The 25,873-nt window shown below is 68.2% G+C and carries 24 protein-coding genes; 7 read left to right on the forward strand and 17 right to left on the reverse strand.

Features of this window, described 5'->3' with window-relative positions; genetic code table 11:
• Positions 1-33 precede the first annotated feature (33 nt).
• Together JOE46_RS08470 and JOE46_RS08475 are read right to left on the reverse strand one after the other, a co-directional pair.
• Positions 34-1,461, reverse strand: a complete 1,428-nt coding sequence (locus JOE46_RS08470) for a DUF2252 domain-containing protein (protein ID WP_209926842.1) — start codon at positions 1,459-1,461, stop codon at positions 34-36.
• 121 nt (positions 1,462-1,582) lie between these two features.
• Complete coding sequence (locus JOE46_RS08475; protein ID WP_245220984.1) at positions 1,583-2,107, reverse strand: DUF1269 domain-containing protein; 525 nt, start codon at positions 2,105-2,107, stop codon at positions 1,583-1,585.
• A 481-nt stretch (positions 2,108-2,588) separates the two neighbouring features.
• Between JOE46_RS08475 and JOE46_RS08480 the strand changes: the two genes are divergently transcribed.
• From JOE46_RS08480 to JOE46_RS08490, 3 genes are all read left to right on the forward strand, one after another.
• Positions 2,589-2,726 carry a hypothetical protein gene (locus JOE46_RS08480; RefSeq protein ID WP_169310513.1) on the forward strand — a complete coding sequence of 46 codons (138 nt, stop codon included), beginning with the start codon at positions 2,589-2,591 and terminating at the stop codon, positions 2,724-2,726.
• A gap of 315 nt (positions 2,727-3,041) precedes the next feature.
• Complete coding sequence (locus JOE46_RS08485; protein ID WP_097211459.1) at positions 3,042-3,434, forward strand: hypothetical protein; 393 nt, start codon at positions 3,042-3,044, stop codon at positions 3,432-3,434.
• A gap of 183 nt (positions 3,435-3,617) precedes the next feature.
• Positions 3,618-4,754 (forward strand): N(5)-(carboxyethyl)ornithine synthase, encoded by a 1,137-nt coding sequence (locus tag JOE46_RS08490; protein WP_209926845.1) that lies wholly within the window; start codon positions 3,618-3,620, stop codon positions 4,752-4,754.
• Positions 4,755-4,814: 60 nt separating this feature from the next.
• Here the strand turns inward: JOE46_RS08490 and JOE46_RS08495 are convergent, their stop codons facing one another.
• From JOE46_RS08495 to JOE46_RS08510, 4 genes are all read right to left on the reverse strand, one after another.
• Positions 4,815-4,985, reverse strand: coding sequence for a hypothetical protein (locus tag JOE46_RS08495; RefSeq protein ID WP_179800520.1), 171 nt, complete (start codon positions 4,983-4,985; stop codon positions 4,815-4,817).
• A gap of 113 nt (positions 4,986-5,098) precedes the next feature.
• Positions 5,099-5,350: a hypothetical protein gene (locus tag JOE46_RS08500; protein ID WP_077043777.1), complete on the reverse strand. Its 252-nt coding sequence runs from the start codon at positions 5,348-5,350 to the stop codon at positions 5,099-5,101.
• 14 nt (positions 5,351-5,364) lie between these two features.
• Positions 5,365-6,537, reverse strand: coding sequence for an acyl-CoA desaturase (locus JOE46_RS08505; RefSeq protein WP_097211461.1), 1,173 nt, complete (start codon positions 6,535-6,537; stop codon positions 5,365-5,367).
• A 25-nt stretch (positions 6,538-6,562) separates the two neighbouring features.
• Positions 6,563-7,618: a ferredoxin reductase gene (locus tag JOE46_RS08510; RefSeq protein ID WP_209929018.1), complete on the reverse strand. Its 1,056-nt coding sequence runs from the start codon at positions 7,616-7,618 to the stop codon at positions 6,563-6,565.
• A 192-nt stretch (positions 7,619-7,810) separates the two neighbouring features.
• On the opposite strand from JOE46_RS08510, the gene JOE46_RS08515 reads away from it, so the two are divergent.
• The 3 genes from JOE46_RS08515 to JOE46_RS08525 all read left to right on the forward strand — a co-directional run bounded on the left by JOE46_RS08515 (position 7,811) and on the right by JOE46_RS08525 (position 10,559).
• Positions 7,811-8,428, forward strand: coding sequence for a TetR family transcriptional regulator (locus tag JOE46_RS08515; protein WP_097211462.1), 618 nt, complete (start codon positions 7,811-7,813; stop codon positions 8,426-8,428).
• Positions 8,429-8,475: 47 nt separating this feature from the next.
• Positions 8,476-9,402 (forward strand): LysR family transcriptional regulator, encoded by a 927-nt coding sequence (locus JOE46_RS08520; RefSeq protein WP_097211463.1) that lies wholly within the window; start codon positions 8,476-8,478, stop codon positions 9,400-9,402.
• 116 nt (positions 9,403-9,518) lie between these two features.
• A complete protein-coding gene (locus JOE46_RS08525; RefSeq protein ID WP_209926847.1) occupies positions 9,519-10,559 on the forward strand; it encodes an FUSC family protein in 1,041 nt (346 codons plus the stop codon).
• Here the strand turns inward: JOE46_RS08525 and JOE46_RS08530 are convergent.
• The 9 genes from JOE46_RS08530 to JOE46_RS08570 form a co-directional block, all read right to left on the reverse strand.
• Positions 10,534-11,250 carry an HNH endonuclease family protein gene (locus JOE46_RS08530; protein WP_245220985.1) on the reverse strand — a complete coding sequence of 239 codons (717 nt, stop codon included), beginning with the start codon at positions 11,248-11,250 and terminating at the stop codon, positions 10,534-10,536. The genes JOE46_RS08525 and JOE46_RS08530 overlap by 26 nt on opposite strands.
• 137 nt (positions 11,251-11,387) lie before the next feature.
• Complete coding sequence (locus tag JOE46_RS08535; protein WP_097211465.1) at positions 11,388-11,954, reverse strand: hypothetical protein; 567 nt, start codon at positions 11,952-11,954, stop codon at positions 11,388-11,390.
• 313 nt (positions 11,955-12,267) lie between these two features.
• Positions 12,268-12,957, reverse strand: a complete 690-nt coding sequence (locus JOE46_RS08540; protein ID WP_209926855.1) for a response regulator — start codon at positions 12,955-12,957, stop codon at positions 12,268-12,270.
• A complete protein-coding gene (locus JOE46_RS08545) occupies positions 12,954-15,506 on the reverse strand; it encodes a DUF4118 domain-containing protein (RefSeq protein WP_209926857.1) in 2,553 nt (850 codons plus the stop codon). Before JOE46_RS08545 ends, JOE46_RS08540 begins: the two co-directional genes overlap by 4 nt.
• A gap of 10 nt (positions 15,507-15,516) precedes the next feature.
• Positions 15,517-16,452: a potassium-transporting ATPase subunit C gene (locus tag JOE46_RS08550; protein WP_097211468.1), complete on the reverse strand. Its 936-nt coding sequence runs from the start codon at positions 16,450-16,452 to the stop codon at positions 15,517-15,519.
• Position 16,453: 1 nt separating this feature from the next.
• The gene (gene kdpB, locus JOE46_RS08555) at positions 16,454-18,601 is read right to left on the reverse strand and encodes a potassium-transporting ATPase subunit KdpB (protein ID WP_209926868.1); all 2,148 of its coding nucleotides are present in this window, start codon (positions 18,599-18,601) and stop codon (positions 16,454-16,456) included.
• Positions 18,601-20,271, reverse strand: coding sequence for a potassium-transporting ATPase subunit KdpA (kdpA, locus tag JOE46_RS08560; protein WP_097211470.1), 1,671 nt, complete (start codon positions 20,269-20,271; stop codon positions 18,601-18,603). Before kdpA ends, kdpB begins: the two co-directional genes overlap by 1 nt.
• Positions 20,271-20,360 (reverse strand): K(+)-transporting ATPase subunit F, encoded by a 90-nt coding sequence (gene kdpF / locus JOE46_RS26340; RefSeq protein ID WP_099459046.1) that lies wholly within the window; start codon positions 20,358-20,360, stop codon positions 20,271-20,273. The genes kdpA and kdpF overlap by 1 nt, the downstream gene beginning before the upstream one ends.
• A gap of 660 nt (positions 20,361-21,020) precedes the next feature.
• Positions 21,021-22,565, reverse strand: a complete 1,545-nt coding sequence (locus tag JOE46_RS08570; protein WP_209926870.1) for a Na+/H+ antiporter — start codon at positions 22,563-22,565, stop codon at positions 21,021-21,023.
• A gap of 194 nt (positions 22,566-22,759) precedes the next feature.
• Here JOE46_RS08570 and JOE46_RS08575 point away from each other — a divergent pair, with 194 nt between their 5' ends.
• Complete coding sequence (locus JOE46_RS08575) at positions 22,760-23,554, forward strand: TetR/AcrR family transcriptional regulator (protein WP_097211473.1); 795 nt, start codon at positions 22,760-22,762, stop codon at positions 23,552-23,554.
• On the opposite strand, the gene JOE46_RS08580 is transcribed toward JOE46_RS08575, so the two are convergent.
• On the reverse strand, positions 23,536-24,108 hold the full coding sequence (locus JOE46_RS08580) for an endonuclease/exonuclease/phosphatase family protein (protein ID WP_209926874.1): 573 nt from the start codon (positions 24,106-24,108) through the stop codon (positions 23,536-23,538). The two genes, JOE46_RS08575 and JOE46_RS08580, sit on opposite strands and share 19 nt — an antisense overlap.
• A 490-nt stretch (positions 24,109-24,598) precedes the next feature.
• Positions 24,599-25,840, reverse strand: coding sequence for a CdaR family transcriptional regulator (locus JOE46_RS26930; RefSeq protein WP_209926876.1), 1,242 nt, complete (start codon positions 25,838-25,840; stop codon positions 24,599-24,601).
• Positions 25,841-25,873 lie beyond the last annotated feature (33 nt).

Consider the following 25,873-nt stretch of genomic DNA (forward strand, 5'->3'; position numbering starts at 1 on the left):
ACGTGTGCAGAGAAGCGGCGCTCCGGCCGCGGTTCACTCCCGGTGCGCGGCGATCCGCCCGTCGGCGATCGCATCGAGCAGCGCGGCGTGGTCGCGGGCGTTCTGGTCGGCGTAGGCCTCGGCGAATTCCGTCAGCGCCTTGTCGAAGTCGTCGTCCGAACCGAGGTACCCGGCGATGGCGAACCGGTCGCCCGCGCGGGCATGCGCGAACGCGAGAACGCGGGCGCAGAGCCGGCCGTAGAGGGCCATCAGGTCGGCGGACATGGTCTCGATGACCGCTGAGCCCTTGCCGTCGCGCAGTTGCCGGACGTAATAGTCCCGGACGGTCCCGTTCACGTCGGGCCCCTGCTGCCAGCCCAGGAGGATGTCGCTGGCGCTCTGGATCACCCGCTGTCCGGACACGACGCGTTCGCCCTGGTTCGCATAGGACGGACCCTCCAGGTATCTGGAAAGCACCGACGGCGCCGCCTCCTTGGCCTGCAGGAACAGCGGGTCGCCGCCGGGGCCGACGAGGAGGATGATCCAGGCCCGGGTGCCGACGCTGCCGACGCCGACGACCTTTCGTGCGGTCTGGACGTATTCGAATCGGTCGAACAGGACACGTCGGGCGGGTTCGAGGGTGTCGCGATACTCGCGTAGTCGCTGGATCATCTCGCGGTCGATCCGCTCGGCTTCGGTGTCGCTGAGGATTTCCTCGATGGGGACGATCAGCGGCGGTGCGCTCACGATCCGCGGTTGCCCGTTTTCCGTCGTGGTCAGTTTGGACAGCGCCTGCATGCTGTCGCGGCCCCAGGATTTACGGATCGTCTTCCGGACACGCTTACGGGTCGAGGAGTCCAGGACCTCGCGGAGCTCGTCCAGTTGGGCGGTCGCGTCGATGTGGGCGTAGCAGACCGCCAGCTCGCCGCGATTGGCCTGGTAGGTCATCGTTTCGCGGTACTCGGCCGCGCACGCGCGGGCGATACGTTTGCGCTGTTTGCCGGTGAACCCGTTGTCGCGACCGGCGACGGCGAGGCTCGCGACGAGCCTCTTGAGATCCCATTCGAATGGTCCGGGATAGGTTTCGTCGAAGTCGTTGAGGTCGAAGGCGAGTTCGCGTTCCGGTGTCGCGAAGAGTCCGAAGTTGCTCAGGTGGGCGTCCCCGCAGAGCTGGGTGTACAGACCCGTCGTCGGGGCGTGTGCGAGGTCGTGGGCCATCACCAGCGCGGCGCCTCGGTAGAACGCGAACGGCGAGTCGGCCATCCGCCCGTACCGGATGGGGAGGAGCTCCTGGACCCGGGTGGAGGCCTGGGACTCGAGCAGGCCGATCGCGTCACGGTCGGCGGTCGGACCGTGTTCGGCGATGGCGCCGAACGGGATCCGGCGCCGAACCTTTTCCCCGTGTTCGAAGCTGGCCGCCCGGGTCGGGCGGCCGACCGCACCGGCGGGTCGCAGGTCGGAGAGAGTGTCCAGTTCTGTCATGGTGTGCTCCCTTGAATGGCTGTCGTCCGCGGGTGTGGCCTGGGTTGCAGCCTGCGCGGCCACGGCGGCGGGCGCCTCCCCCGATGAGGGTGATCTGCCCGACCGCCGGACCGTGAAGTTCTCAGCTCTTGGTCGCCTCGTCGATCTCCTTGCTGACCTGCTCGGCGTCCGCCTCGAGCTGCTTCTTCGTCACCTTGGCTGCTCGCTTGAGCGCCTTCTCGACCCGCGCCTCGACATCCGTCGCCGCGATGACGATCAGCCCGCTGTCCCCCTCGTCGAGCAGCTCACCCACCTCCTTGAGGTCGGAGCGGCTCATCCCGGCCGCGACGTGGCCGCCGAGTGCCCCGAGTCCGGCGCCACCCGCACCACCCAGCAACAGCCCGGCCCCGAGCCCGACGGCGGGGAACAGGGCCACCAGCGCGCCGCCGACCAGGCCGATGCCGAGTCCGCCCCAGGCGCCCTGCCGGGTCGGCTGCTCATGCTTCTTGACGATCTTGACCTTGCCCTTGTCCGTCCGGGTGATGACGGCCGCGTCGTAGGTGTCGACCAGGTGGAGTTCGACGTAGAGGTCGTGGATGGCGTCGTAGTCGGCGATCGCGGCATCCTCCGAGTCGTAGACCGCCGCGAGCAGAGCGAATGTATCCATGGCCATGGGTTCCTCCAGAGGGTTGTGTCCGGCGATGGGTCGTCGTCCGGCTTCCAGCCTCGACACCCTCGGCGCGGGCGGCATCCCCCAAAACGGGTGAGCATCGAGCGAGCGTCCCGCCGCCGACCGCAATCGACCAAAATCGGTGGCGAATTCCTGCAACATTGAACCAAGACCCGGCGATATACAGGGTTGAGGTGAGTCCCCATGACGGACAGTTATGCCGCACGGCGTTCCGGAGCGGGTGGTGGACCAGACCGCGGGCATTTCGCGGTGGCCACCTGCCGCTCGCCACCGCCGCTGCGCACGCGCGTTCCCTGATCGCGCCCAAGGATTCCGGATCGCCCCGCGCGGTCGTCGGAAGTCAGATAGGCGTTGCCGTCCTCACGAGCGGTGGGCGGGAATTGCTCGACTGGTGCGCCTCGCGTTCAGTTGCGATCACACCGCTCACCCGTGAATTACCCATGAAGGTGGCAAGAAGATGGACCTCGAAATGCTCGAGAAGCTGATCGATCTCATGAGCAAAGTGATGGACATGATGGGCGGCATGCAGGGCGGCGGAGGCGGCGGCGCCGGCCCCCTGGGCAGCCTCGGCGGGGGCGGCAGCCTCGGGTCGTGATCGAGCGCCCATGAAGGAAAGGCTCTCGGCCCACTCGGCCGGGGGCCTTTCCCCGGTCACAGTTGCCTGGTGACCGGGAACGGGGGTCGCGATCTCCTCTGTTCCAGTCGTGGACAGGCGATCACCGCGCTAGTGTTTTTACCTGACTCTTGGCGACTCCGTGGAGGTGCGCTATGGAAGTGGCCGCACCGTACGGCGCGATCCGAGCTCTCATTCCTGCGCGAAGTCCGTCGCCCCCAGCCGCCGACACGACCTGCCGACTCTACGGCGACTGAATTGGATCATGGCCATCCAAACCAGTATTGGAGTCCTGCAATGAATCCGACCAAATCTCTTGCCGCGTCTGCGCTCATCGTCGTCGCCCTCGGCGCCGGAGCGGGAACCGCCTACGCCCAGCCCGCGGTGGCCCCGCCCCCGGGCGCCGAAGCCGTCTCTGACGCGATCTGGCCCGACAACCCCACCAAGCAGTCCGCCTTCGATGCATTCGCCACCGAGGTCGCCGTCGGTTGGGGGAACGGCGGCGCACAGGGCGCACTGATCGGGCTGGGCGTCGGTGCGGGCGTCGGGTGCCTGTCGATCTTCCCCAACTTCATCGCCGGGTGCATCGTGGGCGGCGTGATCGGCGCCGGCGTCGGCGCCGTCAACGGGATCAAGGATTCCAATCCGAAGGTGATGCCGGCCTTCGACAAGCTCCTGGCGACCCCCTGAGATCGGGGCGCGGCGATTCGCGGTGCCGATCCGGCACCGCGGGGTCTTGCCCATCTGCGCCGGACGACGCGCAAGGTGCCCTAGACTCCGATCGGACGCCATCGCACAATCGTTCGAAGTCACGCCGCCCGTGGCCCACGGCCTGCAATAGGCAGGCATCACCAGTTAAGGGCGCACTTGAACATGCTCCGTCTCGGAATCACGTCGAACTCACACAAGGAAAACGAGCACCGGCTCCCGATCCACCCCCTGCACCTCGAGCGAATCGACGCGGGGCTCCGCGAGCACATCTACCTCGAGCGCGGGTACGGCGCGCACTTCGGGATCCCCGATGAACAGCTGGCCCCGCTCGTCGCGGGCCTGCTGTCGCGGGAGCAGCTCATCGCGACCTGTGACGTCGTCCTGATCGCCAAGCCACTCGCGGAGGATCTCGCGCAGCTGCGGGAGGGCCAGGTGCTGTGGGGCTGGCCGCACTGCGTCCAGGACGCGGCGGTCACCCAGCTCGCCATCGACCGGCGGCTGACCCTTATCGCCTTCGAGGCGATGAACCACTGGACGGCCGACGGTTCGCTCAGCCTGCACGTCTTCCACAAGAACAACGAGCTGGCCGGCTACTGCTCGGTGCTCCACGCCATGCAGATCGCCGGATCGACCGGCGACTACGGTCGCCGCCTGCGGGCCGCAGTGATCGGCTTCGGCGCGACCGCCAGGGGCGCGGTCACCGCGCTGAGCGCGCACGGCGTCCACGACGTCGAGGTGCTCACCGTCCGCGGGATCAGCGCGGTCGGCGCGCCCATCCACTCCGCCCGGATGGTGCAGTTCGATCACGACGACGCCGACCCGCGCCGCAGCCACGCCCACACCGAACGCGGTCGCGTGCCGGTGGCCGGATTCCTCGCCGAGCACGACATCATCGTCAACTGCGTCTTGCAGGACACCGACGCGCCGCTGACCTTCCTCGCCGACGAGGACCTCGATTCACTCGCACCGGGCACGCTGATCGTCGACGTATCCTGCGACGAGGGAATGGGATTCAGCTGGGCGCGGCCGACGTCGTTCGAGGAGCCCACCTTCGAGGTCGGCAACAACGTCGTCTACTACGGCGTGGACCACAGCCCGTCCTACCTGTGGAACTCCGCCACCTGGGAGATCAGCGAAGCGCTACTCCCCTATCTCGCGACCGTGCTCGGCGGGCCCGCGGCCTGGGATGCCGACACGACCATCCGGCGGTCCATCGAGATCCGTGACGGGATCGTCCAGAATCCCAGCATCCTGTCATTCCAGGAGCGCTCACCGGATTATCCGCACGTCCGGCTCTGACGACGACGTGGTCCGCGCCGACGGCAGTCGGCGCGGACCCGCGCTCCCAATCGGCGCGTCCTACTTCGTCGCGCCCTTGCGCACCACCGTGAGCTTGTGCAGCCGCGAGGAGATCCGCTTCTCGTCGCTGCCCCGCAGCAGGGCGATTCCGGAGCGGATCTCCTCCACCGCCCAGGTGCCGGCAGTATCCGAAATATGCACCAGGTCGCCGACCTGAACTGCCTCACTCATCGCCGTTCTCCGCATCCACTACTCCAGGCGGGCACGTGGAACCGTCCCGCCGATCATCATCAGCTGGGTCAATTATCACGCGCCGGGCGCGGGGTGTCGCAGACGGGCGGCGACTACTTGTCGGCGGGGCCCTCGCCGCCGTCCGTCTCGCCCTCCACGACGTCCGGTTCCTCATCGGCGGCGTCCGCCTGCGCCCGCTTCGACGCCTCGCGCATCTCGATGCCGTCGGTGATCCAGTCGCCGATCTCGCGGGTCACGTCCCGGACCGCGCCCGCGATGATCATCGCGATCTTGCCGACGTGCGTGGCCCCGGACTCCGTCAGCTCCTGCACGGTGTCCTTGCGTCGCTCGAACTTGCTCACCATGGACGCGTCACCTCTCACGCTGTGGCCTTCTGACGTTCGACGATAACACCGGGAGCGGACTCGGAGCCGGTCAGGAACGGCGGCAACGCGAGCTTGAAGATCTTGCCCCACACCGATCCGATCTGCTTGAAGAAGCCGCCGGTGTTGTACGGCAGACCGTGCTTCTCGCACAGCGCCCGCACGTGCGGCGCCATCTCGGGATAACGGTGCGCCGGGATGTCGGGGAACAGGTGGTGCTCGATCTGGTGCGAGAGGTTGCCGGACATGATGTGGAACAGCGGGCTGCCCTCGATGTTCGCGCTGCCGAGCATCTGGCGCACGTACCACTGCCCCTGCGTCTCCTCCGCGGTCTCCTCCTCACTGAAGGTCTGCACTCCCGTCGGGAAGTGCCCGCAGAAGATGATCGAGTAGGTCCACAGGTTCCGGACCAGGTTGGCGCCGGCGTTGCCGAGCAGGGTGGTCACGAACAGCGGGCCGGTCAGGGCCGGGAACACGACGTAGTCCTTGAGGACCTGGCGACCGGCCTTGCGCCACATGCCCTGCAGCAGCGGCTTGACGTCGTGCCACTTGCGCTTGCCCTTGACGATGTTCTCGGTCTCGAGGTCGTGCAGCATCACGCCCCACTCGAAGAAGACCATGAGCGCGAACGCGTAGACCGGGTTGCCCAGGTAGTACGGATTCCACTTCTGGGCCTCGTCCATCCGCAGGATGCCGTAGCCGATGTCGCGGTCGCGGCCGACGATGTTGGTGTAGGTGTGGTGCATGTAGTTGTGCGAGTGCCGCCACTGGTCCGCGGGGCACACCGTGTCCCATTCGAAGACCCGCGAGTTCAGGCCCGGTTCACGCATCCAGTCGTACTGGCCGTGCATGACGTTGTGGCCGATCTCCATGTTGTCGAGGATCTTCGAGATGCCGAGGGCACCGACGGCGGCGAGCCAGAACGGCGGCAGGAACCCGAGGTACATCAGGCCGCGGCCGGCGACCTCGAATCCACGCTGGGCCTTGATGATCTTGTAGATGTACTCACGGTCCTGCTCGCCGAGATCGGCGACGATCCGGGCGCGCAGCTCGTCGAGTTCGCGTCCGATCTCCTCGACCTGCTCGTAGCTGAGCACGATCGGGGCGGTGGTCTCTTCGTTCTTCGCGCCGCCGAGGAACGGCAGCGTCGGGATGGACAGTCCGAGCATGGGAGTTCTCCTTGGTCGAAGGTGATCAGATGTCGACGGAGACGTCGCCGACGGCCGCCGAGATGCACAGCTGGATCGGCTGGTCGGGGTCGGAGTCGGTCTCGCCGGTACGCAGGTTCCTGGTGCAGCCGGAGGTCTTGACCGCGGTGCAGGAGAAGCAGATCCCCATCCGGCACCCGTACTCGGGAGACAGACCGGCGGCCTCCGCCTGTTCGAGCAGGCTCGCGCCCGAGTTCTGGGCGGTCACCCCGGACGAGCTGAATGTGAGCAGGCCGGTGGCGTCCTCGTCGGCGGCGACCGGGGCGGTGAACTCCTCGGTGTGCAGCCGCTCGACCAGCCCGATCCGGACGTAGTGCTCGCGGACCCCCCGCATCAGCCCTGGCGGGCCGCACAGGTACGTCTGGGCCTCGCCATGCCAGGGCGCCGCGGCCTCGAGGTGCTCGCGACCGAAGAAGCCGTGCAGGTCGCCGCCCTCCGACTGGTCGGTGTAGGCCAACACCACCCGCACGTTGTCGCGACCCGCCACCAGCTGGGCCAGCTCGTCGCGGTGGGCAACGTCCCGCTCGGCGTCGGCGTAGTGCAGGAAGGTGATCTCGCCGTCGTGCCCCTCGTCCAGGAGTGTGCGCAGCATCGACAGCACCGGCGTGATGCCGCTGCCACCGCTGATGAGCAGGATCTTGTCGGGCCTGCGAGCGGGCATCCGGAAAACCCCGTCGGCCTGCGACAGGCTCACCACCAGCCCGGGGTGGGCGTTGGCGTGCAGGTACTGCGACACCAGGCCCTGTGGGTGCGCCTTGACGGTGAGCTCGATGCGGCCGTCCGCACGGTGCTGCGAGCAGGCGGGCGAATAGCACCGCGTGTGCCGGACACCGTCGATCACGACCCCGATCTGGACGAACTGACCGGCCTCGAAGCCCCGCCACTGCCGGGTGGGGCGCAGCGTGAGGGTGACGGTGTCGGCGGTCGTTCGGCGCACCTCGGTGACCTCGGCCCGCAGGTCGCGCACGGTCGCCATCGGGTTCACGAGCTCGAGGTAGCGGTCGATCTGGTGCGGGGTCGCCATCGCCTCGAAGAGCGACATCAGCGAGAGCCGGCGGATTCCGGTTCGGGTCTGCAAGGTCACCACGGCCTCCTGTTTGAGAGTTTCAGTGAACACTCGTACACAAACAAGTGTGTCAGGAAGTACCAGGTAGGTGTCAACCCCAAGGGCAATGTGACGCCGATTACAGACCGGTCGTACACAGAACAAGTGAACACACATACACTGATTGCCGTGACCGAACCGGAGAGCAGGGCCGAACGCAAGGAGCGCACAAGGACGGCGCTTCTCGACGGAGCGCTCGAGCTGCTGGAGGACCGCAGTTTCGCGAACCTGAGCCTGCGCGAGGTCGCGCGGTCGGCCGGGATCGTCCCGACCGCGTTCTATCGACACTTCGCCTCGATGGACGACCTCGGCGTCGCCCTGGTCGAGGACAGCATGCGAATGCTGCGCCGGATGCTGCGCGAGGCCCGCCGCGGCCCGAGCGCCAAGGACGCGGGGGCGTCGCTGGAGATCCTGCTGCGGCAGGTACACGCGCACGAGGGCCAGTTCCGGTTCCTCAGCCGCGAACGCTACGGCGGGGTCGCCGAGGTGCGCCGGGCCATAGCCTCCGAATTACGTTTGTTCGCAAGCGAACTCACCATCGACCTGTCCCGGGTTCCTGGCCTGTCTGAGTGGGAGGTCGAGGACCTCGAGATGGCCGCTGATCTGATCGTCAACACGATGATGTCCACCGTCGTCAACGTCCTCGAGGTCGATCAGCGCGACGAGCGCGAGGTGATCGCGCGCGCCGAGCGCCAGCTGCGCCTCATCATGATCGGGATGGGCGGCTGGCGGTCCGGGCCGCGGTAGACACTTCCGACCAGTCATTTCGGCACCGGGGCGTGGTCGAATAGGCCATGCAGTTCCGCCAGCTCGAGTACTTCGTTGCGCTCGCCCGGGAGCGACACTTCGCTCGCGCCGCGAGCGCCTGCTTCGTATCCCAGCCGGCGCTGTCGGAGGCGATCCGCAAGCTCGAGCACGAACTGAAGGTTCCGCTGGTCCGACGCGGGCGCGCCTTCGAGGGCCTCACACCCGAGGGCGAACGGCTGGTGCCGTGGGCCCGACGCATCCTGGCCGACCACGATCTGCTCAAACAGGAGGTCGCGGCGCTGCAGACCGACCTCACCGGCGAGCTGCGGCTCGGGGTGATCCCGGCGGCGTCGACCACCGTCGCACTGCTCACCGATCCGTTCTGCGCGGAGCACCCACTCGTCCGCGTCCAGGTCGAGTCGAGCCTGCGGTCGGCCGAGATCATCGAGCGAATCCGCCGATTCGAACTGGACGCCGGGATCGTCTATCCGGACGGTCAGGACACCGCCGACCTTCTCGTCACCCCGCTGTACGAGGAGAGGCACGTACTCGTCGTCGGCAGTGAACTGCTCACCGGCCGATCGGACACCATCGGTTGGCCGGACGCGCTGGAACTACCGATGTGCCTGCTGAACAAGGGCATGCACGGCCGCCAGCTCATCGACGATGCGTTGGCCACACTCGATCTGGCCGCGACTCCGCAGCTCGAAACCGACTCCGCCCTGACGCTTCTCGCCCACGTCGGCAGCGGCCGTTGGGCGAGCATCATCCCGCAGACCTGGCTCCGTAGCCTGGCCCCGGCCGCGGGCACGCGCGTGCTGCAACCGGACGGCCCGTCGGTCACCGCCCGGGTGGCGCTCGTCATCGCCGCGGCCGCGCCCGGCTCGGTACTGACCCGCGCCCTGATCCGGACCGCGCAGGCCGCCGGCATCGATGCCGCGCTGCGGGCGCCGTCCGAGCCTGCGGCCGACTGACACCCTCCGCTCGATCGGCCGCGCCTATCGAACGTTCGGAAACATGTCTTGGACATCCGCGGCGCTGCACCCTGAGACTGAGATCCATTCCCACGGACGACGATCGGAGTACCCCCTTGCGCGCGGCACCGGCACGTCGACTGCTCAGCGTCGTCCGCGTCGAGAACGACCACCTGCACGCGGGCCGGGTCGCGATCGGACTGATCGTTCCTGGGCTCGTACTGGTGCTCGTCGGCCGCCCCGACCTGATCATCTATGCCGTGTTCGGGTCGTTCACCGGCATGTACGGCCGGTCCGAATGCCACCGCGAGCGACTCCGGCACCAGGTGCAGGCGAGCACGGTACTGCTGACCGGCATCGGCATCGGCCTTCTCCTGTCCGGCCTCCACGCCCGACCGTGGGTCCTGGTGGTCACCGCGGTCGGGTTCAGCGCCATGGGATCACTGGTGACGGACCGGCTCGGTCTCCGACCCGCGGGCCCGTTCTTCGGGATCTTCGCGCTCGGCGCCGTCGCCGCCGTCCCTGCCGGCCACGTCGCACCCCTTGCGGCACTGTCGATCTGCGCCGCGACGGCACTGCTCTGCATCGCCGTCGGCCAATCCGGTTCGATCCGCCCCCCGGCATTCCGGCTCGAGACGTCCGTTCGGCGGATGAGCCAGGACGAGGGACCGATGGCCTCGGAAGCGTTGGTCCAAGCCGCGCGCTATGCGTTGGCCCTCTCCCTCGCAGGCGCGGCGGGGCTCCTCCTCGGGATCGGTCACCTCAACTGGGCCCTGGCGGGCGCCGCCGTTCCTTTGGCGGCCACCGACGCGCGCAGCCGCGTCTATCGCGGCATCCACCGCGTGCTGGGCACGGTCGCCGGACTCGGCGTCGCCGCCGCGCTGCTCCTACCGAACCTGCCTGCGACCGCGCTCGCCATCCTCGTGATCGCCCTGATGTTTCCGACCGAGCTGTTCATGACACGCAATTACGGCCTGGCCATCGGGTTCTTCACACCGTTGATCATGCTGATGACCGAACTGGCCGACCCGACCGAGCCGTGGGCGCTCCTCGAAGCCCGGGTGATCGCCACCCTCGTCGGAGTCGCCGCTGGCGTCGCGGTCGCGGTCGTCACCCACCGACCTCCGGTCACTAGCAGGACGAGAGCACTCGCGTGATCGCGTCCTTTTCCGCCTGGGTGACCCACAGCCGGTAGGCGGCCTTGACCTCGACCTGCTTCGAGACGTAGGTGCACCGGTACGGCTTCGCCGGCGGCAGCCACGTCGCCGCGTCGCCGTCCGACTTCTGCGCGTTCGTCGGGCCGTCGACCGCGAGCAGGTTCCGCGGATCGTTGGCGAAGTCCCGACGGGTCGGCTCGTCCAATTGCTGCGCGCCCTTCTGCCAGGCGTCGCTGAGCGCGACCACGTGGTCGATCTGGACCGCGCTGGAGGTGCCCGAACCGCGGGTGAACGCGATCGACTTGCCGGTGTACGGATCGTGCAGGGTGCCGGTGAGCACGATGCAGTTCCTGGTCCCCGGCTTGACCGTCGTGTCGACGAGGTCGCGGGCGAGGATGTCGTTGCGGGTGTCGCAGCCGTTCCTGCCGCCCGCGACGGTGACGTCGTCGGTCCAGGATGGTCCGAACTGGTCGCGCGAGTATCCCGTCTTGGGTGCCCGGCCCTTGACCGGGATCGTCTCGAGCGTGGCGAGGGTGGCGGCCACCCCGTCGGCCTGGGCGCTACCGGAGTCGCCCGCGCTCCCGGTCGGCATCGCCTCCGCTGCTGGAGCAGCGCAGCCGGTCAGGGCCAGTGCTGCCACCGCGGTGGCGATCAGGAAGAGACGCGGACGGGCGGCCGAACGAAAACGCAAGGGGGAACTCCTGTTCGAGATGTGAGCGGGCCGCCCAGTATGGCGCACAAAGGGGTCGGTCCCCGCGCGACGCGCGGGGACCGACCCCTTTGTTGACCCACATCACGGACCCGGTGCGGTCCCGATGCGCATCGCGGCTAGCGATGATCCCGGACGATCGGTCCGGACTGGTCGCGATGGTCGCGGACGATCGGTCCGGATCCATCGGAAGGCCCGACGATCACGCCACCGGGCGGGTTCGGGTCGACCCCGTCCCCCCGATGATCACGAACGACGGGATCGGACACCGGGCCAACGGGTCCCGGTTCGACCGGGTCCACCACCGGACCGGGATCCACCGGCCCTGCAGGCGGCGGGACCACCGGATCGGCCACGGGTCCGCCGGGCTTCGGGCCGGCCGGGCCGCCCGGGTTCTGACCCGCCGGTCCGACCGGATCGGTACCCACGGGCCCGCTCAGACCCGGGACCGTCGCCGCGTCGACCGGTGCCACGACGGCCCCCTGTCCCACACCGCCACCCGTGGCGCGGCTCGTATCCGAGCCCGGTACGACCGCACCCCCCGGCCCGACCGGGGCGTTCACGCTCGTCGCCGTTCCCGGATCGGTGTGCGATGCGATCGACACGGCACCGACCCCGGCGAGGGCGATGGCGGCGGCCGCCGCGGCTGAGGCGATGATGGTGCGGGTCATGGTGGTCTGGCGCATGGGATGTCGCTCCGTTCGGTTCGGTATCGGGTTCGAATTCAAGAGTCGCCCGCCGCGCCGTCTTCCGAAACACACCCAAGGGTGAGCAATCCGCTCCCCCTGCTCCCCCGTCCGGGCCCGCCACAGCACCCATGCCTGGATGCCGAGCACAACGGCGCCGATCAGTCCCACGATGTCCGGCCCGGTCGCACTACCTGTCCGCGGCCAAGCAGACACTCAAGGTCCCCGAACAGCGCTACCTCGAATCCTGTGCTGCCCAACCGGCAACGCGCACGGCAGGCGACGCACAGTGACCTGATCGGGCACCCCCGGATCATGGCTCGAAGCGGTAGCCCATGCCGGGTGCGGTGATGAGGTAGCGGGGCCGGGACGGGTCGGGTTCGAGCTTGTGCCGCAGCGACGACAGGTAGATCCGCAGGTAGTGCCTGTCGGCGGTGTGGCCGGGTCCCCACACCGCGGTCAGGAGTTGCTCTCCGCCGACGAGGATTCCGGGATTGCGCAGGAGTGGTTCGAGAATTCCCCACTCGATCGGTGTGAGGTGCACCCTCTCGTCGTGGGGGCCGGTGACCACCTTGCGGGCGAGGTCAACGCGCAGGTCGCCGACCTCGACGACAGCGGGCCGGGCGTCATCGGCGGCTCGGCGCAGTACGGCGCGGACGTGGGCGAGCAACTCGTCGATGCCGAACGGTCCGGTGATGTAGTCATCGGCACCCGCGTCGAGGGCCGCTACTTCGTCGTGGCATCGGGAGTGGCCGCCCACCACGATGATCGGCATGCGGGTCCGCTCACGCAGCCTCGCGATCAACTCGCTGCCGTCGCCGCCCGAGAGGTCCAGGTCGATGTCGATGTCGAGAATGACCAGGTCGGGATGCCAGGTGGTGGCCTGTACCAGGGCCTGCGAGGCATCGGGGGTGGTGCGCACGTCATAGTGCCGCGTCCTGAGTATGAATCCGAGTGCCTGCAGGAGTTGCGGCTCGGTCTCAACGAGCAGGATGCGAGTCATGCGGGGTCCCTCGGGCGGTCCCTCGTCACGGTCTCCTCCGCCGGCAGGGTGATGATCATCGTGATACCGCCACCGGGCGTGTCCGTGGGCACGATGGAGCCGCCCATCGCTTCGGCGAGGCTCTCGGCCACGGCAAGCCCGAGATCGACCCGGCGATCGTTCTCGCCGTCCGGCTCGGGCGCCGGTAGGCCGAGCGGATCCCGGTCGGCGTCGACGGGGAGGTCCGGGCCGTGGTCGACGACTCGCAATTCGACGATGTCGCCGAACACGCTTGCCGCGACCAGGACGTCCTCACCCGGTGGGGTGCGGTGCAGGGCGTGCGCGATCAGGTCGACGAGCACTCGCTCGAGTAGCCCGGGGTCGGCGAGCACGGCAGGCAGTTCTTCGGCGATCTGCACCCGGATTCGATCGGCGCCCGCGCCGATGGCGTCGAAGACCCGTGGAATGGCGTCGTCGAGCGCGACCGGTTGAACCGCCGTACCCAGCCCCCCGGCTCGCGGACGACCCATCTCGACCAGCGTGGCGGAAAGATGATCGAGCCGTTTCAGCGAGACGGCCGCAGTCGCGAGGAGCTCGTCCCGGTCCGCCGCGGTCCGGTTGCCGTCGGCGTGTCGGAGGCGTTCGATGGCCGAGGTGGCGGAGGCCGACGAGGTGCGCAGGTCGTGACCGACGGCCTCGAGGAGCGCGGTGCGCATTCGATCGGCCTCGGCCAGGGGCCGGGCATGTTCCGCCTCGTCCGCGAGCCGCTGCTGGCGCAACGCCACCGCCGCCTGGGCTGCGAAGGCCTCGAGGACCTGTCGGTCGGCGGCAGGCAGCGTCCGCCCACGCAGCGCAAGGGAGAGGTCGTCGTCGACGGCAACGACCATGTCGCCGTCGTCGGGGCTGAGGCAGGGCTCACCCCCGACCGTGGCAGCCACCCGCCACCGCGCCGGTTCCTGCTGGCGGGCCGGCGTCAGTGGGGTGTCGGGTGGACGCTCGAGCAGGGTGACCGATGTCAGCGCGTAGGTTTCGCGCAGACGATCGAGAATCGCGGACAGCGCCTTCTCACCGCGCAGCACGCTGCCCGACAGGTTCGCCAGGACGGCCGCGTTGGCGCTCGCCTGCGTCGCGTCGCGGGTACGGCGGGCGGCCAGGTCCACCACCGCGCTGACCGCGATCGCGATCACGACATAGGCGATCAGCGCGAGCGCATTCTGTGCCTCGGCGATGGTGAACTCGTAGATCGGCGGGGTGAAGTAATAGTTGAGCAGCGCGGAGCCGAGAAGTGCGGCGACCAGCGCCGGCCACAGCCCGCCCACCAGCGCCACCCCGACGACGCCGAGCAGGAACAGCAGGATGTCGCTCGGCAGCGACAGGTGCCCCCGCAGGTTCGCCAGCACGACCGCCAGCAACGGCATCCCGACGACGGCGAGAACGAACCCGGCCACCCGCCGCAGCCGGGTCAGCGCCGACAACCGTTGGGCACGGCCTTGTTTCGTCGCCTCGTGCGTGACCATGTGCACGTCGATGCTGCCCGACAGCGCCGTCACTTCCACCCCGACCCCGCGGGAGAATATCTGGGCGAGCCGCCCCCGTCGGGACGCGCCCAGCACCAGCTGGGTCGCGTTGACGCCGCGAGCGAACTCGAGCAGCGCATCAGGGACGTTGTCCCCCACCACATGGTGGAAGGTGCCCCCGAGACTCTCCACCAGTGCCCGCTGCCGGGCCAGGTGGGCGGGGTTGGCGCCTGCCAGACCGTCACTGGGGGTGATGTGGATCGCGAACAGGTCGGCACCCTTGGATCGATCAGCGATCCGCGCGGCCCGGCGGATGAGGGTCTCCCCCTCTGGGCCTCCGGTCAGTCCCACGACGACACGTTCACGGGCCTCCCATGTGCCGGTGATGTGGTGGTCGGCCCGGTAGCGATCGAGTTGGTCGTCGACCTTGTCTGCGAGCCAGAGCATCGCCAGTTCGCGCAGCGCGGTCAGGTTGCCGACCCGGAAGTAATTCGAGAGCGCGGCACCCACCCTCTCCGGTGGATAGACGTTGCCGTGGGCCATCCTGCGTCGCAGCGCCTCGGGGGCCATGTCCACGAGTTCGACCTGGTCGGCGCGGCGGACAACCTCATCGGGGACGGTTTCACGCTGCGGGATGCCGGTGATCTGTTCGACGACGTCGTTGAGGGACTCGAGATGCTGGATGTTGACGGTCGAGACGACGTCGATGCCGGCGTCGAGGAGATCCTCTATGTCCTGCCACCGCTTGTCGTGACTGGATCCCGGAACGTTGGTGTGGGCGAGCTCGTCGACGAGGGCCACTCGCGGTGTTCGTGCGATCACCGCCTCGGTGTCCATCTCGGTGAACGTGGCACCGCGGTAGGTCATGGCCTTGGTGGGGACGACCTCGAGATCGTCGACCATTTCCAGCGTGCGTGGGCGGCCATGGCAGGCGACATACCCGATGACGACGTCGGTACCACGGTCGCGGCGTCGGCGCCCCTCACCGAGCATGGCGTAGGTCTTCCCGACCCCGGGGGCAGCGCCGAGGTAGATACGCAATGTGCCCCGCATGCGAGCCTGCCTACCTCGGAACCGGGTACTCGGCGTCGAGTGCGAGGTTCAGCTCGAGCACGTTGACGCGCGGTTCTCCGAGGAATCCCAACCCGCGCCCGTCCCCGTGGTCGTCGATCACCGACCGGACCTGGTCGACGGAGATCCCACGGGTCCTGGCCACCCGCGCCGCCTGCAGATCCGCGTAGGCCGGTGAGATGTGCGGATCCAGTCCGCTGCCACTGGCGGTGACCGCGTCCGCCGGGACCACCGGTGTCGCCGGGGCGTCACCGCGGATCGGCACGATCTGACCGATCGAATAGTCCTCACCGAACTCGGCACATTCGACCCTGACACCGTCGTACGCCCCGATAAACGGAGTGACCGGTGTCGACTTGTCCGTCGAGCATTGCTCATTGACGCTGACCACCCGTGTGGGGTGCACGACGTTGCCGCCCTGGTCCCGTGGACCGATCACCGACAACACCGCGCCGACACCACCTGGGGTGCAGAACGGACGGGACCCGTCGACACCCTCCAGTTCACCGACCGAGCGGCTTCGTGAGCACACCAGGGTGAGCAGTCCGGCTTTGAACCCGGCGTCCTCCGGCGTCGCACCCTGTGCGATCAGGGCCGGATCCGGCAGTATGTCCCGGACGCTCTCGGGCCCGAGGTTGCTCGCGCCGGTAGCGGTCGGGTCGTAGCCGTCACCCGCGGCGGACGGGCGGGGTTGGACATATTGCGGCAGCGGGTTCCCGTCGGAATCGGTGAAGGATTGCCCGATCAGGGCGCTGCCCACAGCCTGGCCGTTGACCTGGATGATCGATCCTTCCGCGTTGTCATGCAGGCCGGGAAGGGACGCCACCACCCAGACCACGAGCGGGTAGGCGATGCCGGTGATGACGGTGAGCACGACCAGGGCGCGCAGCGCGGCCAGGTGCTGCCGGATCCACGAAGAGGTTTGCATGTCAGGACATCCCGGGGAGGAACTGAACGATCAGGTCGAGGAGCTTGATCCCAACGAACGGTGCGATGATGCCGCCGAGTCCGTAGACGTAGAGGTTGCGGCTGAGCAGTTTCGACGCGCTGCTCGGCCGGTACTTCACCCCGCGCAGCGCCAGCGGTATCAACGCGACGATCACGAGCGCGTTGAAGATCACCGCAGACAGGATCGCGGACTCCGGGCTGTGCAGGCGCATGACGTTGAGCAGATCCAGTCCGGGGAACAGTGCCACGAACATCGCGGGGACGATGGCGAAGTACTTGGCGATGTCATTGGCGATCGAGAAGGTCGTGAGCGCGCCGCGGGTGATGAGCAGTTGCTTGCCGATCTCCACGATCTCGATGAGCTTGGTCGGGTCGGAATCGAGGTCGACCATGTTGCCGGCCTCCTTCGCCGCCGAGGTGCCGGTGTTCATCGCGACCCCGACGTCGGCCTGCGCGAGCGCGGGGGCATCGTTGGTGCCGTCGCCGGTCATCGCGACGAGCTTGCCGCCCTCCTGTTCCCGCCTGATCAGCGCCAGTTTGTCCTCGGGTGTCGCCTCGGCGAGGAAGTCGTCCACGCCGGCCTCGTCCGCGATCGCCTTGGCCGTCAACGGGTTGTCGCCGGTGATCATCACGGTGCGGATCCCCATCCGGCGCATCTCGTCGAAGCGTTCCCGCATGCCCTGTTTGACGACGTCCTTGAGGTGGATGACACCGAGTACCGCGGCCCGCCCGTCGGCGACCTCGCCGACCACCAGCGGGGTGCCGCCGGAGGCGGAGATGCCGTCGACGAGCTGCCCGAGCTGCGGGGAAACCTCGCCGCCCTGCCTGCGGACCCAGTCCGCGACCGCGGTGGCGGCCCCCTTGCGGAGCATGTGGCCGTCGAGGTCGACACCCGACATGCGGGTCTGCGCGGTGAAGGCCACCCAGCTCGCCTGTGAGAGCTCCCCCGGGGTGCGTTCGCGCAGACCGTAGGCCGCCTTCGCGTACACCACGATCGAGCGCCCCTCCGGGGTCTCGTCGGCGAGGCTGGAGAGCTGCGCCGCATCTGCCAGCTGATCCTCGGAAATCCCCGCGACAGGGAGGAATCTCGATGCCTGCCGGTTACCCAGGGTGATCGTGCCGGTCTTGTCGAGCAGCAGCGTGTTCACGTCGCCTGCCGCCTCGACCGCACGCCCGGACATCGCCAGCACGTTGCGCTGCACCAGGCGGTCCATCCCGGCGATGCCGATGGCCGAGAGCAGCGCCCCGATAGTGGTCGGGATGAGACACACCAGCAACGACACCATGACGATGCCGGTTACACCGTGAACGTCCAACGCCGCCGTGTCGGGAACGCCGGGGTTGTTCGCCTTCGAATAGATCGCCAGCGGCTGCAGGGTGGCGACCGCGAACACGAAGATGATCGTCAGCGCGGCGAGCAGGATGTTGAGGGCGATCTCGTTCGGCGTCTTCTGCCGGTTCGCGCCCTCGACCAGCGCGATCATCCGGTCGATGAAGCTCTCGCCCGGTTTCTGCGTGATCTTCACGACGATCCGGTCGGAGAGCACCCGGGTGCCGCCGGTGACCGCGGACCGGTCGCCGCCCGACTCGCGGATCACCGGCGCGGATTCGCCGGTGATCGCGGACTCGTCCACGGAGGCAATGCCTTCGACGACGTCTCCATCGCCAGGGATGGTCTGGCCTGCCTCCACGACGACGTAGTCGCCTTGCTGCAGTTGCGGCGCTCCGATCTGCTCCTCAGTGCCGACGACGCCCGGCGCCCAACCGTTGATCCGGCGCGCGATCATGTCGGTCTTGGCCCTGCGGAGGGTTTCGGCCTGGGCCTTGCCGCGGCCCTCGGCGACTGCCTCGGCGAGGTTGGCGAAGATCACTGTCAGCCAGAGCCAGAACACGATCGCCCAGGCGAACCACGAGGGATCCGTGACGGCAAGCACGGTGCTCCAGATCGCGCCGACCCAGACGATGAACATCACCGGGTTGCGCCACAGGGTGCGGGGGTCGAGCTTGCGCACGGCGTCGGGCAGCGATCTGATCAGCATCTTCGGATCGAGAAGCCCGCCCGCCACGCGCCCGACCTGTGTCGGCGGCGGTGACGCCCCTGCAGGCGGTGCCATGGTCGTATCGGACATCAGTGCATTCCTTCCGCCAGCGGTCCGAGCGCAAGCGCCGGGAAGAAGGTCAGCGTCACGAGGATGACGGTGACCCCGGCGACCATGCCGACGAACTGCGGCCGGTGGGTGGGCAGTGTCCCGATCGACGCCGGGGTGGTGCCCTGCGAGGCCAGCGCACCGGCGAGGGCGAGGACGAAGATCATCGGCAGGAACCGACCGAACAGCATGGCCAGCCCCAGCGCCGTGTTGTACCAGGTGGTGTTCACGGACAGGCCGGCGAACGCGGAGCCGTTGTTGTTGGCCGCAGAGGTGAAGGCGTAGAGGACCTCGGAAAGTCCGTGCGGGCCGGTGTTCAGCATCGCGGCTCGTTGTGCGGGCAGTGCCGTCGCCACGGCGGTGCCGACCAACACGACCAAGGGTGTGATCAGGAAATATGAAGCGGCCAGCTTGATTTCGCGGGGGGTGATCTTCTTTCCCAGGTATTCGGGTGTCCGGCCGACCATCAGCCCGGCCACGAACACGGTGATCACCGCGAGCACGAGCATCCCGTACAGACCGGACCCGACGCCGCCGGGGGCGACCTCGCCGAGCTGCATGTTGAACAGCGTCATCAGGCCGCCGAGGCTGGTGTACGAATCGTGGAAGGAGTCGACCGCACCGGTCGAGGTCAAGGTGGTGGCGTCGGCGAAGGTGGCCGAGTTCGTCACGCCGAACCGCCCTTCCACCCCTTCCATCGATGCGCCGATCGCGGTCGGCACCGTGCCGTGGTGTTGCAGTTGGAAGACGCTCATCAATGTCACGCTGACCACGGCGAGTGTCGCCATGACTGCGGCGATCGCATAGCCCTGCTTCGTGCTGCCGACCATCCGTCCGAACGTGCGCGGCAGGGAGAAGCTGATCATCAGCAGAAGGAAGATCTCGACCCAGTTCGTCCACGTGGTGGGGTTCTCGAACGGATGCGAGGAGTTGGCGTTGTAGAAGCCGCCGCCGTTCGTGCCGAGTTCCTTGATCGCTTCTTGGCTGGCGACCGGGCCGCCGGTGATGGTTTGCCGCGTCCCGGCGAGAGTGTCGACGATCTGAGTGTGCAGGTGGAAGTTCTGAATCACCCCGCCGGCGATCAAGACGATCGCGGCGACGAAGGCGATCGGAAGCAGGATTCGGATCGTGCCTCGCACCAGGTCCACCCAGAAGTTGCCGAGATTGCCGGTCCGGGTGCGGGCGAAGCCGCGCACCAAGGCCATCGCCACACTCATCCCCACCGCGGCCGATACGAAGTTCTGTACGCCGAGACCTGCCATCTGCACCAGGTACCCCATGGTGGATTCACCGGAGTACGCCTGCCAGTTGGTGTTCGTCACGAAGCTGGCCGCGGTGTTCCAGGCAAGCGCCGGGGTCATCGGCGTGGCCGGATCGGACAGGTGCAGTGGCAGATGCTGTTGCAGCAGTTGGAAGCCGAACAGAAAGAGGATGCTCACCGCGGAGAACGCCAACACGCTCCGTGCGTAGGCGGGCCACGCCTGCTCTCCATCGGGGTCGGCGCCGATCATCCGGTAGATCGCCCGCTCCACGCGTGAGTGTGTGGTGCGGCTGTAGACGCGATACATGTAGTCGCCCAACGGCTTGTGCACCAGGACGAGTGCGAGCACGAGAGTGCCGGTGAACACGATCCCCGCGGTCGCGGTATTCACTAGAATCTCTCCGGGAACAGCAGGGCCGCGATCAGGAAGACGGCCAGCAGCACGACCAGAATCAGGCCGACGGCGTTGTCGACGTTCACAACCGCTCCACGGCCTTTTGGATCAACCCGAGCACGGCGAAGACCGCCACAGTCAGCACGATGAACGCGAGAACCATCATCTTTACGTTCCTTTTGCCGAACGCCTGTCGAGATTCGTGCCGGTACCGACCGCGGCTTCGAAAAGTAGGGTCGACAAATCGATCGGCCGAATCCCCAGCATCAAGGTGGGACGGTCCACCGGACCACCCGCACGTTTCTGTGTCAGTCAACACCCGTCAGCGCCGGATTCGACATTCCTTACGGATTCATAGCGCCCACGACATGGACATTGACGAGGCGTTGACACCACGACCTCTCCTGGCCGGCCGTGGCCCGGCCACTTCACGCGGTGTGCACGTATAGATCTCGCGAAGAATGTGTCGGCAGCCTTCTCGCCGAACCGCCGTGGGTCGACGCTGGTCTTGCACGGTATCGAGATATGAATAGGAAAGAAGCCTCGTCGTGGGTGATCAACTCATCACCATCCTGCTCCTGGGTTCGTTCCTCGGCGCTGCCCTGACGATCCGCCATCTCAACCATGGCGGTCCCACCCCAGCTGACGTGAACCCGGTGCCCCGGTGACCCGGCGGAATCGCCACGGGTTCTTCACCCCAGGTGCGATTCCGCACGTGGCCCATCGACCGTGTCGTGCTCGTGCCGTCAGCGGTCGCCGAGGGCTGCGTCCTCCCGGTCGAGGTCGCGTTGCAGGCTCTTGCGGGTGGTTTCACTGATCTGGTGCTCGTCATATAGGCGGCGCAGTTCGACGTTCTGGACGGCGATCACCTCGTGCCGCAGTTCGCGATATGCGGCGTCGAGGGTGCTGCCGTCGGGGCTGTCGGTGGTGTGGTCCAGCCGGGCACCGAGGCCGCGCCGCACGCGGTCGATAACAGGCTCTGGCTGGGTCTCCAGGTCGGCGAGGCGGTCGACGAAGGCAAGGGCGGCGCGATCGAGGATGTCGCGGGCCTCGACCTCCTCGCGGGCGGTGTGCTCTGGCTCCAGGGCCAGGCCGGAGCGGTTGACCACCCGAGCCAGGCTCAGCCCCTGTACGACCAGGGTGAAAACGACGACGGCTGTGGTGAGCACGAGGGCAAGGGGCCGCCCGGGCAGGAGCTCACCGCTGGTGGTTGTCAGCGGGATGGACAGGGCGGCGGCCAGGGGCATCACGCCGCGGGTGCCTGCCCAGGTCACTACGGCGGCCATACGCCACGAGGATTGACCGCCGGTGGACTTCGTGACAATGGACAACGGCACCATCCACAGCACCCGGACACCGATCAGGACGGCCGCGAGGACCAGTGCCTGCAGCGGCCACCGGCCGGTGCCACTGGGCAGGTCCCGCACGAGCGTGGGCAGTGCCAGGCCGACGAGGCTGAAGACCACACTCTCCAGCAGGAAGACCACGACCGCGTAGACAGCCTGGATCTGGAGACGGATCTGGGCGTCGCTGAAGCGATGGCTGGAGCGGCCGAGCAGGACTCCCGCGACGACCACCGAGGTGACGCCTGAGGTGTGTGCGAATTCCGCGAGCACGAACGCGATGTAAGGGGTGACCAGGGCGATCACGGTCTCGAGGACCGGGTCCGTGGTACGCCTGTGGATCAGGGCGACCACCCCCGCGACGGCGGTGCCGATGAGGCTGCCGCCGCCCGCGAGCACCACGAACTCCCAGCCGGCCGCCGGCCAGCTCACCGCGCCCGCCGCCACCGCGATGCCGACGGCCACCTTGAACAGCACGAGCGAGGTGGCGTCGTTGAACAGGCTCTCCGCCTGCACGAGGACTTGCACGCGCCCTGGCAGGGCCAGGCGCCGACCGAGCGCGGTGACCGCCACCGGATCGGTACTCGCCAAGACCGAACCCAGTACGAACGCCATCGCCGGAGACAGGCCCGTCACCGCCACCGCGGCATAGCCCACCGCCGCCGCCGAGGCCAGGACGAGGCCGAAGGCGAGGATTGTCACCGGCCGCCACACCGTCCGCAGATCCCGCAGCGACAGTTCCTCGGCGGCCGCGTACAGCAGCGGTGGAAGCACCACCAGCGCGATGATCTGCGGCGGGATCCGCAGCGCGGGCGCCCCCGGTATCAGGGCCACCGCGAGACCGGCGAGCACCAGCAACGACGGGGCGGGGATACGCCAGCGCCGAGCGAAGGTGGCCACTGCCGTGGCCAGTACCACCAGGAACAGGACGGTTGCCACTTCGCGCATTTGCGATGCCCCTGATCACGAGAGACGGGGTCCCTGCCGCCGATCGCTGCAGTCCAGCACCCGCGCCGACCAGGCTTCCCGGCACACCAAGGTTGATTTTATCGGAGCCTTGACGGGCAAGGACATCGATCGCGCTCAACCGTGGCGCCGTATGGCTCGAGGGGTTCCATGACGGGCGGGAGGAGAATGTCCCCGTGACGTCAAAAAGGGAGGTCCCCTCCGATCCGGCCCGCACCCTCGGACTGCTGTGGGGGCTGCATGGGAAGGCCGGGCGCAAGGGCCTGACGGTCGAGGCGATCGTGGCCGCGGGCATCGAACTCGCGGACGCCGAGGGCCTGGACGGTGTCTCGATGAGGCGCGTCGCCGACCGGCTCGGTTCCGGTGCCATGTCGCTGTACACGCACGTCCCTGGCAAGGACGACCTGGTCGACCTGATGCACGACAGCGTGCTCGGCGGCCTCTACGCGGATCTCGACGAACCCGCCCAGGCACCGGGCGGCTGGCGCGGCGGCCTCGCGTTCATCGCCGCCCGCAACTGGGACCTCTACCAGCGCCACCCCTGGATGCTCCAGCTCGTCGGGATGCGTCCCGTCCTCGGCCCGAACACCGTTCGCAAATACGAGGCCGAACTGCGACCGCTGGACGGAATCGGTCTCTCCGACGTCGAGATGGACTCGGTCCTGACGCTGGTGTTGACCCATGTGGTCGGGACCGCCCGCCTGCTCGTCAGCGTCGGCGCGACCGCCGAGAAATCCGGGCTGACCGACGCGCAGTGGTGGGACCTCGTCTCGCCGACCCTAGAACGACTGATGGATCCCGCCGAATTCCCGGTGTCCGGGCGGGTGGGCGAGGCGGCAGGGACCGAGTTCGAGTCCACCGGCGACCCGGTACACGCGCTCCGATTCGGGCTCGACCGCATCCTCGACGGCGTCGCGGTCCTGATCAACGAACGGACGCCGTCGGACCAGGGTCAGTCGGAACCGGAGTAGTCGTCGGGGGCGTTCAGGTCGATCTCCGCGACCACGCCGCGGTGATCCGAACCCGGCAGGTCCACCGCCTCCGCGTTCACCGCAGCCGCCCCGGAGACCAGGATGTGATCGATCCCCAGCACCGGGGGCCACCAGCGGTCGGCCGGATAGGTGCGCAGCACACCGGCACCGGACTGCTCCGCCGCGTCGTTGTACCCTTCGCCGATCAGAGCCCGGAACTGCGCGTGATCGTAGGTCGCGTTGAGATCGGCGCCCATGATCACCGGCTCGCCGCGCCCGCGGAGGCCCTGCAGGATGTCGCGCACCTGGCCCATCTCCTGGGACCACGTCGTCGTCTGCGGTCGGGGCCAGGGTGGCAGCGGGTGTGCCGCGACCACCGTGAAGGGCCGCTGATCCGGTTTGTGCACCCGCACGGAGACCATGTTCAGCACGAAACCCATGTGCTCGGTCTCCTCGCTGATCGGGTGTCGGCTCCAGATCCCCGGTCCCGCCCCCGCCCCACTCCATCGGTCGCAGGTACCGGTACGGCAGCTCTGCGTCCAGACCGGCGGCACCGAGCTGCGGGATCGCGCCGTCGGTCAACTCATTGACCGTCAACACCTCGACGCCACGCGAGCGGACCTGCGCGACAAGGGCTTCCGGGTCGCCCTTCCCGAAAAGGATGTTCGCCTGCATCACCGTCAGCTCCGGGTCACCGTCGGAGGCACGGTCGCCCAGGTAGAGCGGCAGCTGCGTCCACGCCGCGGCCGCCACCACCACCGCCGCGACCACCGTCCCGACCCATTGGCGAGTACAAGCCAGCGCCGCAAGGCCGACCACGCCGCACGCCATCAGGAACGGCGCGAACGACGCGAGCACGACGAGCACGGTGACCGTCGAGTCCAGGTAGTGCGCGAGGACACCCACCGCGGCCGCCAGCACCGCCGCCCACCCGAGGGTCGTCACCGTCCATCGAACCAACCGCATCGAATCCCCCTCGTGGTCGCGGCGCCGGATCGCCGCGAGCCCTCCACTATGCCCGAGACGGTCCGCGGGGCCCTCCGCTCAGGCGAGCGCCCTGCGGGCCGCCAGCGCCGCCCCCACGTGCGGGAGGTCGGCGGGGTCCGCCGGGTTCAGCCCCGTCAGCTCCGCGACGCGCCGCATGCGGTAGTCGACGGTATTGGCGTGTACCTGGAGCGCGGACGCCGTCGCGCGGCGGTTCAGTCCGCTCGCCACATAGGCCTCGAGAGTCTGCATCAGCTCCGGCCTCGCGACCAGTGGCTCGAGCAGGCCTGCCAGTTCGGGGTGTGCGGGGCTAGGCCTGCTCAGCTGATACTCGAGCAGCACGTCGCGCAGCCGGTACAGCCCCGGTGGGCGGCCCGATCGCGAGATGAGCGCGATGATCTCGGCCGTCTGCTCCACCGCCGCGGGCACCTCGGCGGGCGCAGCAACCAGCGCCGCCGCCCGGATCTCGGTGCCCACCACCGCCTGCGCGCGATCGACCATCCGTTTCAGCACGTCCCATTCCGGCGGGTTCCCCGGACACGGGATCAGGGCCGTCCCCCCACTGCTGTCGATGACGGTGAGCGCGGGCTCCCCGGTGATCCGGTCCAACTCGGCCTGCAGCCTGCGCAGTTTTCGCCTGCCCGCGACCGTCCCGCTGACGCCGTCGCCGCGCTCGTCGACGTGCTCCCCGATCGACAGACTCATCGCGAGATAGTGCGGGGCGAGTCGGAGCCCGGTTCGCTGCGCGATGGCATCCAGCGGCTCCCCGGCGACCAGCGCGGCCATCAGTGAGCGGCGGCCGGAGTTCTCCTGACTGTCCATGATCTGACGCTCCTCGAGGTACGACGAACTCACCTCGAGGGTCAACTGGCGCAGGAAATCGAGCACCATCACCATGATCGTCTGCACGTCGCCGATGTCGCCGGGTTCCGCGTCGGCGAAGAGTTCCTCGGCCGCCATCCCGATGCCGACGTGGTACGCGTGCAGCACGGCATCGAGTGGGACGCCCTCCTCCGCGCGTCTGGCCGAGGAGTTCCGCTGTTCGACGAACTCTGCCTTGCGCCCGGGCCGACGCTCACGGACGAGCGTCGCGAACAGTTCCATGTTGTGGTGCACGATGTCCGCGATCTCGCCCTGCACCACCTCCTGCGGCAGCTCCTTGTAGATCGGCAGGTCGTCGACGAGGCGCTCGATCACCGCGGCGGTCAGGTCGGTCGCTGCGGCGTCCAGCCAGTTCGCCACCGACCGTCCGGCGATTCGCAGGGGCTCGTCATCGCGGACCCCACCATTGGCAATCGTCACAGTTCACTCCCGAAAACCCCTCAAGTACCACGC

This window comes from Rhodococcus sp. PvR099 (assembly GCF_017833315.1).
Taxonomy (GTDB): Bacteria; Actinomycetota; Actinomycetes; order Mycobacteriales; family Mycobacteriaceae; genus Rhodococcus_G; species Rhodococcus_G oryzae.

Excerpts from the sequence above, each read along its gene's own strand:
- JOE46_RS08500 (WP_077043777.1), bottom strand. The coding sequence starts at position 5,350 with ATGGTGAGCAAGTTCGAGCGACGCAAGGACACCGTGCAGGAGCTGACG.
- JOE46_RS08545 (WP_209926857.1), bottom strand. The coding sequence starts at position 15,506 with ATGCGGGGCACATTGCGTATCTACCTCGGCGCTGCCCCCGGGGTCGGG.
- JOE46_RS08540 (WP_209926855.1), bottom strand. The coding sequence starts at position 12,957 with ATGACTCGCATCCTGCTCGTTGAGACCGAGCCGCAACTCCTGCAGGCA.
- JOE46_RS08480 (WP_169310513.1), top strand. The coding sequence starts at position 2,589 with ATGGACCTCGAAATGCTCGAGAAGCTGATCGATCTCATGAGCAAAGTG.
- JOE46_RS08550 (WP_097211468.1), bottom strand. The coding sequence starts at position 16,452 with ATGCAAACCTCTTCGTGGATCCGGCAGCACCTGGCCGCGCTGCGCGCC.
- JOE46_RS08570 (WP_209926870.1), bottom strand. The coding sequence starts at position 22,565 with ATGCGCGAAGTGGCAACCGTCCTGTTCCTGGTGGTACTGGCCACGGCA.
- JOE46_RS08475 (WP_245220984.1), bottom strand. The coding sequence starts at position 2,107 with ATGGATACATTCGCTCTGCTCGCGGCGGTCTACGACTCGGAGGATGCC.
- JOE46_RS08505 (WP_097211461.1), bottom strand. The coding sequence starts at position 6,537 with ATGCTCGGACTGTCCATCCCGACGCTGCCGTTCCTCGGCGGCGCGAAG.
- JOE46_RS08495 (WP_179800520.1), bottom strand. The coding sequence starts at position 4,985 with ATGAGTGAGGCAGTTCAGGTCGGCGACCTGGTGCATATTTCGGATACT.
- kdpB (WP_209926868.1), bottom strand. The coding sequence starts at position 18,601 with ATGTCCGATACGACCATGGCACCGCCTGCAGGGGCGTCACCGCCGCCG.
- JOE46_RS08490 (WP_209926845.1), top strand. The coding sequence starts at position 3,618 with ATGCTCCGTCTCGGAATCACGTCGAACTCACACAAGGAAAACGAGCAC.
- JOE46_RS08470 (WP_209926842.1), bottom strand. The coding sequence starts at position 1,461 with ATGACAGAACTGGACACTCTCTCCGACCTGCGACCCGCCGGTGCGGTC.
- JOE46_RS08485 (WP_097211459.1), top strand. The coding sequence starts at position 3,042 with ATGAATCCGACCAAATCTCTTGCCGCGTCTGCGCTCATCGTCGTCGCC.
- JOE46_RS08520 (WP_097211463.1), top strand. The coding sequence starts at position 8,476 with ATGCAGTTCCGCCAGCTCGAGTACTTCGTTGCGCTCGCCCGGGAGCGA.
- JOE46_RS08535 (WP_097211465.1), bottom strand. The coding sequence starts at position 11,954 with ATGCGCCAGACCACCATGACCCGCACCATCATCGCCTCAGCCGCGGCG.
- JOE46_RS08510 (WP_209929018.1), bottom strand. The coding sequence starts at position 7,618 with ATGTCGCTCTTCGAGGCGATGGCGACCCCGCACCAGATCGACCGCTAC.